The organism is Terribacillus saccharophilus (assembly GCF_046592595.1).
Taxonomy (GTDB): domain Bacteria; phylum Bacillota; class Bacilli; order Bacillales; family Amphibacillaceae; genus Terribacillus; species Terribacillus saccharophilus_C.
In genome coordinates, this window is record NZ_JAWVPF010000014.1 from 36400 (window position 1) to 44322 (window position 7923).

9 protein-coding genes and 1 riboswitch are annotated in these 7923 nt (G+C 43.9%); of the genes, 6 read left to right on the top strand and 3 right to left on the bottom strand.

Features of this window, described 5'->3' with window-relative positions; translation table 11 throughout:
- Positions 1-6: 6 nt before the first annotated feature.
- Both SFC25_RS17915 and SFC25_RS17920 read right to left on the bottom strand, forming a co-directional pair.
- Positions 7-816 carry a MetQ/NlpA family ABC transporter substrate-binding protein gene (locus SFC25_RS17915; protein WP_411216570.1) on the bottom strand — a complete coding sequence of 270 codons (810 nt, stop codon included), beginning with the start codon at positions 814-816 and terminating at the stop codon, positions 7-9.
- Positions 817-910: 94 nt separating this feature from the next.
- Positions 911-1018: riboswitch (SAM riboswitch) on the bottom strand.
- 476 nt (positions 1019-1494) lie between these two features.
- Positions 1495-1821 (bottom strand): MerR family transcriptional regulator, encoded by a 327-nt coding sequence (locus tag SFC25_RS17920; protein WP_038563668.1) that lies wholly within the window; start codon positions 1819-1821, stop codon positions 1495-1497.
- A 196-nt stretch (positions 1822-2017) separates the two neighbouring features.
- On the opposite strand from SFC25_RS17920, the gene SFC25_RS17925 reads away from it, so the two are divergent.
- Positions 2018-2158 (top strand): hypothetical protein, encoded by a 141-nt coding sequence (locus SFC25_RS17925; protein ID WP_411216571.1) that lies wholly within the window; start codon positions 2018-2020, stop codon positions 2156-2158.
- A gap of 34 nt (positions 2159-2192) precedes the next feature.
- On the opposite strand, the gene SFC25_RS17930 is transcribed toward SFC25_RS17925, so the two are convergent.
- Positions 2193-3005, bottom strand: a complete 813-nt coding sequence (locus tag SFC25_RS17930; RefSeq protein ID WP_411216572.1) for a glycerophosphodiester phosphodiesterase — start codon at positions 3003-3005, stop codon at positions 2193-2195.
- A 260-nt stretch (positions 3006-3265) separates the two neighbouring features.
- Between SFC25_RS17930 and SFC25_RS17935 the strand changes: the two genes are divergently transcribed.
- The 5 genes from SFC25_RS17935 to SFC25_RS17955 all read left to right on the top strand — a co-directional run bounded on the left by SFC25_RS17935 (position 3266) and on the right by SFC25_RS17955 (position 7906).
- Positions 3266-3517: a GlsB/YeaQ/YmgE family stress response membrane protein gene (locus tag SFC25_RS17935; RefSeq protein WP_095221222.1), complete on the top strand. Its 252-nt coding sequence runs from the start codon at positions 3266-3268 to the stop codon at positions 3515-3517.
- 184 nt (positions 3518-3701) lie between these two features.
- Positions 3702-4826, top strand: coding sequence for an ABC transporter ATP-binding protein (locus tag SFC25_RS17940; RefSeq protein WP_411216573.1), 1125 nt, complete (start codon positions 3702-3704; stop codon positions 4824-4826).
- Positions 4823-5749, top strand: coding sequence for a carbohydrate ABC transporter permease (locus SFC25_RS17945; protein ID WP_411216574.1), 927 nt, complete (start codon positions 4823-4825; stop codon positions 5747-5749). Before SFC25_RS17940 ends, SFC25_RS17945 begins: the two co-directional genes overlap by 4 nt.
- A gap of 53 nt (positions 5750-5802) precedes the next feature.
- Entirely contained in the window at positions 5803-6558 is a 756-nt protein-coding gene (locus SFC25_RS17950; protein WP_411216577.1) for a carbohydrate ABC transporter permease, read from the top strand.
- Between the two features lie 19 nt (positions 6559-6577).
- Positions 6578-7906: an ABC transporter substrate-binding protein gene (locus tag SFC25_RS17955; RefSeq protein WP_411216575.1), complete on the top strand. Its 1329-nt coding sequence runs from the start codon at positions 6578-6580 to the stop codon at positions 7904-7906.
- The last annotated feature ends 17 nt before the right edge of the window (positions 7907-7923 follow it).

Genomic DNA, 7923 nt, shown 5'->3' on the forward strand with positions numbered 1-7923 from the left:
TCCCCCTTACCAGCTTGGAACAACGGATCCTTGGAATTCATCTTCCACAAATTGTTTTACTTCATCAGATTGATAGATTTCCTGAAGCTTCTTCACAACTTCATCATCCGTGTTTGCTGATCTTACAACAAAGTAGTTGGACCATGGATTGTTCTCTGATTCCTCTGCAAAGATAGCATCATCATTGATATTCAAATCAGCACCCATCGCGAAGTTCGTGTTGATTGCTGCTGCTGCTACTTCCGGAAGCTGAGCTGGCAGCTGGGAAGCATCCAATTCAACGATTTCAAGATTTAGTGGATTTTCCACAACATCTTTAGCTGTTGCGGAGTTCTCTGCTTCTGGATCTACTTTCAATACTCCTGCGGTCTCAAAAAGTTTCAATGCGCGATACTCATTGGCAGGATCATTTGGTACAGCGATTTTGTCGCCTTCCTTCAATTCGGAAATATCAGAGATCTTATCTGTATAAATACCCATTGGGAACGTTAGAGTCTTAAATACTTCTTTCAATTCATAACCCTGGTTCTTTACTTGATCTTCCAGGAAAGGAAGTGTCTGATAGCTGTTTGCATCCAGGCTTCCATCATCCAATGCACTGTTTGGTGTATTGTAATCATTGAATGTTTTGATTTCGACATCGATACCTTCATCAGCTGCGAGTTCTTTTACTTTCTCCATCACTTGCTCATGCGGTCCGCCGCTGACACCGACCAATATTTTGTCATTTGCTAGTGCAGCAGATTTATCATTGCCGCATGCCGCTAAAAATAATGCTAATAATCCGATAAGTCCAAAGCTTAAGATTTTTTTCATGTTGCTCTCCCCTTTTTTCTTCGCTGTTATCAACTACAATAAAAAAGCGCCTCTCTAGATTAAGAGAGGCGCATGGTATACGTATGCACTCATTCTCTTATCTCTCAGTACGGCGTTCGCCGTCTGCAGGAATTAGCACCTAGATCATCGATCTGGTTGCCGGGCTTCATAGGACCTGTTCCTCCGCCGCTCTTGATAAGAATTTCATTATACTTTTGTTGTTGATCTGTTTGTTACTTTACCTTCCAATCTAGTTATTGTCAATATAATTTTAAAATTTATAGAAAAATCAATCTGATTTTCTTTATTCAACAGGGCGCAGAATGAATCATTTAAAAATATGCGGAACATATGTACATACATTTTAAATCAAGCGATTGACCAAGCTGCAATAGCCGACAGAATTCCGCACCATGCCTTTTAAAATCACTTCAATAATGTTTCTTCATAAGTGTACTATGACGAGTTTACAGTTAATCTGTATGTAATCTGGACATCTTTCTTCGGGTCTACTGATTCTTAATAAAATCATGCAAAACTCTTCAAACCTCAGTCTACGACCCAAAATACGCAATAGAAATTAAACACGTAATTTAATTTTTGACATAATAAAAAGCCGGATGATGGACCATCCGGCTTTCCTGTGTACAAGGCCTCCCAACACATACGTACACATTCTTACTCTCTCTGTATACCAAAGCGGGCGTTGATCTGCCCACGCAGCATCTGCTGGCGGCTTTCTCGTTCCGCTTCTTTCCTCTTGTCTCTAAGCATCTGCTGACGAATTTCGAAGGTTTGCACACCCTCTTCCCTTTTGTTGGCGATCTCGATCAATTGCTCTACATCCGAAAAAGAGTACTTGCGATTTCCCTTCGCAGAACGTTCAGGAAAAATGAGCTTGCGTTCCTCGTAATAACGAATTTTGCGTTCGGTCAGACCAGTCAGTTCGCTCACAATGCCTATTGTGATCACCTTTCTGTTCTTGTAAGAAGGCTCGTTACTCATCTGTTCACCTCATCACCATGTGCTGTTACTCCACATTATACCGTATTTATCCATTCATCCTAGTGTTGTGTTAGGAAACCTAACAAACAACAAAATTGTTCGTCAGCATCGTTGACATGTTTGATGCAAAGTTATTCGGCTATAAGTATACTGAGCGTAACAGCAAAAAGGGAAAACAGAAAGGAGCGTCAAGCACGTGGCATTTGATCAGGAAGCCCTTGATTTAGCCAAACAGATTGTGGAACTCGATCTGAAGCGCGATGAATGCTGGGAGGATCTTGCAGCACTTGCAGGAGATCGGGCATTCGAACTGCTTCGACTCGTTCAGAATAGATAACGTGAAAAAGGAGACCTGTAAAAAGGTCTCCTTTTTATTTCACATAATTCGGATAATCAGTAATGATTCCATCCACACCAGCACGGATTAGCGGCTGGACTTCGCCCGGTGCACGAATTGTCCACGGCATTATTCGCATTCCGCGTGTGTGGATTCTGCCAACCAGTGTCTCATCCTGTGTAACGTTGGTAAAATGTGCATTTACATAATCTGCATAAGTAGATAATTTATCAAGTTTACGATTCGTGAGGTCTGAGGTTCTTGACGTCAATACACCAAGAGGAACATGCGGCAACAGCTGGGAAAGATACGCAATGGATCCAAAATTGAAGGATTGCAGAATCACTTCCTCATACAGAACATTGGCCAGTTCATACTTTTCCAACAGCTCAGCTACTGCTTCTTCTATCCCATCATAAAGTTCTGGCGACTTTAATTCGATAAGGAACTTTGTTTTACCTTTATATCTTTTCATTACATCCTCTAACAACGGGACACGCTGACCTTCATATACAGAATCATATCCAGCACCCACATCATAAGACTGCAAGGCGGCAAAAGCGAGATCCTTCACATACACGGTTTCTTCTGGTGCATCGGCTGCTGTACGGTTGATTGACGTATCATGTATGACGACAAGCTGACCATCCTTTGTCATTTGCACATCAAGCTCGATGAAATCGGCCTGCATCTCCACAGCTAAATCAAAAGCAGCGATTGTGTTTTCAGGTGCAAAACCGGAAGCACCGCGATGAGCGACGACAGGCAGGATACCATTTTGCACGTACTGACTATCAAGCGACCTTGTAGTAACGGACTCGTACGATGGATTAATCTGATTCATCATTCGGATCATCTCCCTGTAGTTATCTGGAATGTATTTTTGTACTAAGAAAAGTACAAGAATTGGACGGTGATCTTTGTTCTTGTACTTTCAATATAACGACCTTTTATTAAGGGGATGTTGAGCTGCTGTGTAGAATGATGCAGCTTATCTTAAGAACGTGTAAACATACAGCAGAACGTTAGACGTTTGCAATCTTGTAAGTTGGGGAATGCTATTATCACAACACATTAAATTACATCATTTGTTTGGAGGTAGGTATTATGAGTTTCATCTTATATCTAATTGTTGGTGGTATTATCGGCTGGCTGGCAGGCTTGATCCTTGGACGTGATGTTCCAGGTGGTATCATTGGTAATATCATTGCAGGTATTATCGGTGCATGGCTTGGCGGACTTATCTTCGGAGACTTCGGCCCTGACCTTGCAGGTATAGCAATCATCCCTGCTTTGATCGGTGCCATCATCTTCGTATTTGTAATAAGCCTAATCTTACGCAAAATGCGCAGAAAGTAATAGAGCATAAAAGGACTTGCAGGCAATATTGCCTGCAAGTCCTTTTTTTGTGCCGGGATTGTATGAGCTTTGTAAAATAAACAGCCATTCCCCTTTTCTCTGTAAACGCTTTTTCACCCACTCTTCACGTTAACTCAATTTTCACTCGTTATAGTATAGATGAATTCGCAGAAAGGAGCAGATTATGACACATGTAATCTTGGCTGGTTTGAAAAAGTCTTACGATAGCAAGAAAAACGTGATTGAGCAAGTGGACCTGCAGCTGCAGCAAGGCGAGTTCTTCGTGCTTGTCGGTCCATCAGGTTGTGGGAAAAGCACTATTCTCCGCATGATAGCTGGTCTGGAACCGATAACGGACGGGGAATTGTTTGTGAATGGCAAGAAGATGAATGATGTACCACCGAATAAACGGGATTTATCCATGGTGTTTCAGAATTATGCATTGTATCCGCATTTGAATGTGGAACAAAATATCACCTTCGGCTTACATACAAAGAAAATTTCACGTGAGGAACAAAGACGCCGTGCTCTGGAAGCAGCCGACATGCTCGGCTTAGCTGATTATTTAAAACGCAAACCACGTGAGTTATCCGGCGGTCAGAGACAGCGGGTCGCCCTGGCCCGCGCCATTGTGACACAAGCTCCTCTTTGCTTGATGGACGAGCCATTATCCAATCTGGATGCGAAACTGCGGACCCGGATGCGTTCGGAAATCCGGCAGATACAGCGCAAGCTCGGAATTACGATGATCTATGTGACACATGATCAGACTGAAGCGATGACGATGGCAGACAGGATGATGATCCTTCATGAAGGCGAAGCGATGCAAATCGGCAAACCGCTTGATATTTATAATAACCCCGCCAATACATTCGTGGCGTCATTTATCGGATCACCCGCCATGAATGTAATGGAAGCTGACGTTTCGCCGAGCGGTATCGTTCTCTCACCTAACTGCACATTGCCTAACCCTATGAAGGGCAATGCAAAAGCAGCAAGCAAACATGTGCAGGTCGGTATAAGGCCAGAGCATATCTTGTTCTCCGCTCCGGAGCAAGCAGATGCTGTGGTGGAGGTCGTAAATACAGAGATACTAGGTACAGAGACGCTCATCAGTTTTATCCTGGATAATGGCAATGAGCAATGGATTGCACGATGGAACGGACAATGGCAATTCTCTGTTGGAGACCGGATACCGATCCGTTTCGACTTGGAAGCTATTCATCTATTTTCAAAAGACAATGGACGGATTTTATGGGCAGCCAATGACGGACAGCCAAACCAGACAGCCAGAGAGGTGCTCAGATGAATGCCGCCCGGGACATGCAGCCTGTTCCATCCCAGGAAAGCCGCCGCCCAAAGCGGAATTTATTTTCTTTCCTGGAGGGCTGGCTCTATTTACTGCCTTCTATCATCCTGTTCGGCGTGTTCGTTTTTTACCCTATGTTCCGAACCATATACTTGAGTTTTTTTCTAGCTGACCAAATGGGTCCATTCGAATTTGTCGGAGTGGAAAACTATCAGTATATCCTAAGCTCTGACAGTTTTCAGAGCAGCGTCAAAGCTACCATCCTTTTTGTACTGTTCACAGTACCTGCCGGCATTCTGCTTGCTCTTTTCCTGGCGTTGCTGACAAATGAAAAAATCAAGGGAATCGGTATTTTCCGGACATTGTTTTCTTCCACAATGGGGATGAGCGTTGCAGCATCGAGTGTCATTTGGATGTTTATGTATAATCCTTCAATCGGTGTATTCAGCAGGATTGCGGAGTGGCTGGGATTTCCAGCAATCCAATGGCTGCAGGATCCCGATTACGCCTTGCTTGCAGTCTCTTTATCCACAGTGTGGATGAATGCAGGCTTTGCTTATCTGATCATACTAGGCGGATTACAAAACATCGATACACACCTATACGAGAATGCAAAAGTAGCGGGTGTAAGCTACTTTTATCAGCTTCGCCGCATCACACTGCCTATGCTGTCGCCCACATTGTTCTTTATCGTAACCGTATCTTTCATCAATGCCTTCCAGACATTCGGACAAATCGACATCCTGACCAAGGGCGGACCGGTAGAATCAACAAATGTGATCGTTTATTCCATTTATAAGGATGCCTTTATCAATAATGATGTTGGATCTGCGAGTGCACAGGCAGTCATCCTGTTCTTTTGTGTCTTGCTGCTGACAGCTTTGCAGTTTAAGCTTGGCGAAAGGAAGGTGCATTATCAGTGATACTTGCAAAGCGCATCAGCCTTTATGCGGTCCTGATCCTCTGTGCCATTATCATGATGTTTCCAATTTTTTATGCTTTCAGTATCTCTTTTATGGATGGCGGGGAAGTGATGGGCGGCCAGCTTCTTCCTAGCAGCCTATCATTGAATAACTACTTAGAAGTATTTCAAAAGGTGCCGCTGCTCACCTATTTGCTCAACAGTTTTGTCACATCAGCCATCGTCATGATAGGACAGCTGCTGGTCAGCAGTTTGGCTGCCTTTGCTTTCGTCTTTATGAAATTCAAAGGCAGGGACTTCGTCTTCTTCCTATTTATTTCCACCATGATGATACCTTGGGAAGCAACGATGGTACCTAATTTCATGACCATACAAAGCCTAGGCTGGACTAACAGCTATCTCGGGCTGACAATCCCGTTTTTTGCTTTAGCATTCGGAACTTTCCTATTACGCCAGCACTTCAAGACAATACCTCAGGAACTCTATGAAGCATCCCAGGTAGCTGGTATCTCCAGGTTCCGATTCTTCTGGAATGTCATCCTGCCTGTGAGCAGATCGAGTTTAATTACCTTAGGTATTTACAGCTTCCTGACCAATTGGAATATGTATCTCTGGCCATTGTTAATCACAAACACAGAATCAGCAAGAACCGTCCAAATAGGGCTTAAACAGCTGCAAACACAAGAAATCGCGTCCGATTGGGGTATCGTCATGGCCGGTGTTGTCATTGTCATCCTGCCTACGCTGCTGCTGTTATTCGCCGGACAGAAAAAACTGCAAAAAGGTCTCACGCAAGGTGCAATCAAATAAAATCGAAAGAGGTTATATGATGAAAAGACTATTAGCTGGTTTATCTGTTTTATTTGCACTGTTCCTTACTGCTTGTTCCAGTACGGATTCTGCGAGCGGTACAACCGAGGATGGCAAGACTGAAATCATCTTCTGGCATGCCATGGGCGGAGAATTAGAAGCAAGTGTCAATGAAATCGTGGATGAATACAACAGCTCACAAGACAAATATACTGTAAACCCCGTATTTCAAGGTTCATATGAGGAGTCTTTGACAAAATTGAATACTGTTGCAGGTACCGCAGATGCCCCGGCGGTTACACAAATCTTTGAGGCGGGCACAAAGCAAATGATAGATAGCGGAAATATCCAGCCTGTACAGAAATTCATTGATGAGGAAAACTACGATACTTCGCAATGGGAAGAGAATATTTCCTCCTATTATCAAGTGGATGGCGAGCAGTATTCCATGCCATTCAACTCCTCCACTCCTGTGCTTGTTTATAACAAAGATGCATTCAAAGAAGCTGGCCTTGATCCTGAGCAAGCACCGCGCACATACAGCGAGCTGAAGGAAGCTGCCGAGAAACTGACAATCAAAGAAGGAGATAAGACGTCACAATATGGTCTTTCCATCTTGAACTATGGCTGGTTCTTTGAGGAATTGCTTGCAACACAGGGCGGCATGTTTGTCGATAATGAAAATGGTCGTGCTGGTGAAGCAACAAAAGCTACATTCAACGATGAAAAAGGTCATAAAGTATTCGAGCTGATCAGTGACATGCATGAAGCTGGTACTTTCTATAACAGCGGTCAAAACTGGGATGATATGCGGGCATCCTTCCAGACTGGCACAATGGCAATGATGCTTGATTCCTCAGCCGGTATCAAAGGGCTCGTCGATAATGCCGATTTCGAGGTTGGCGTCGCTTATCTGCCGCATCCGGATGATGTTGATCCGCAAGGCGTCATCATCGGCGGTGCATCCCTCTGGATGGCGAAGGATATCGATGAGGATCAGCAGCAAGCTGCCTGGGACTTCATGAAATACTTGTCAACAGCAGAAGTTCAGGCAAAATGGCATGTAGAATCTGGTTATTTTGCGACAAACCCAGCTGCTTATGATGAGGATATCGTAAAACAGGAATGGGAAAAGTACCCACAATTAAAAGTAACAGTCGACCAGCTGCACGATACAGTGCCAAGTTCAGCAACACAAGGTTCTTTGATTTCTATCTTCCCGGAGGCACGACAGCAGATAGTGACTGGTATGGAGAGTCTATACCAAGGTGAAGATCCAAAAGCTGCATTAGATAAAGCAGCCGCTGAGGTGGACACAGTCCTTAAAAAAGGCAGTCGCAGCAGATAAAAAAAACGTGAGAGCAT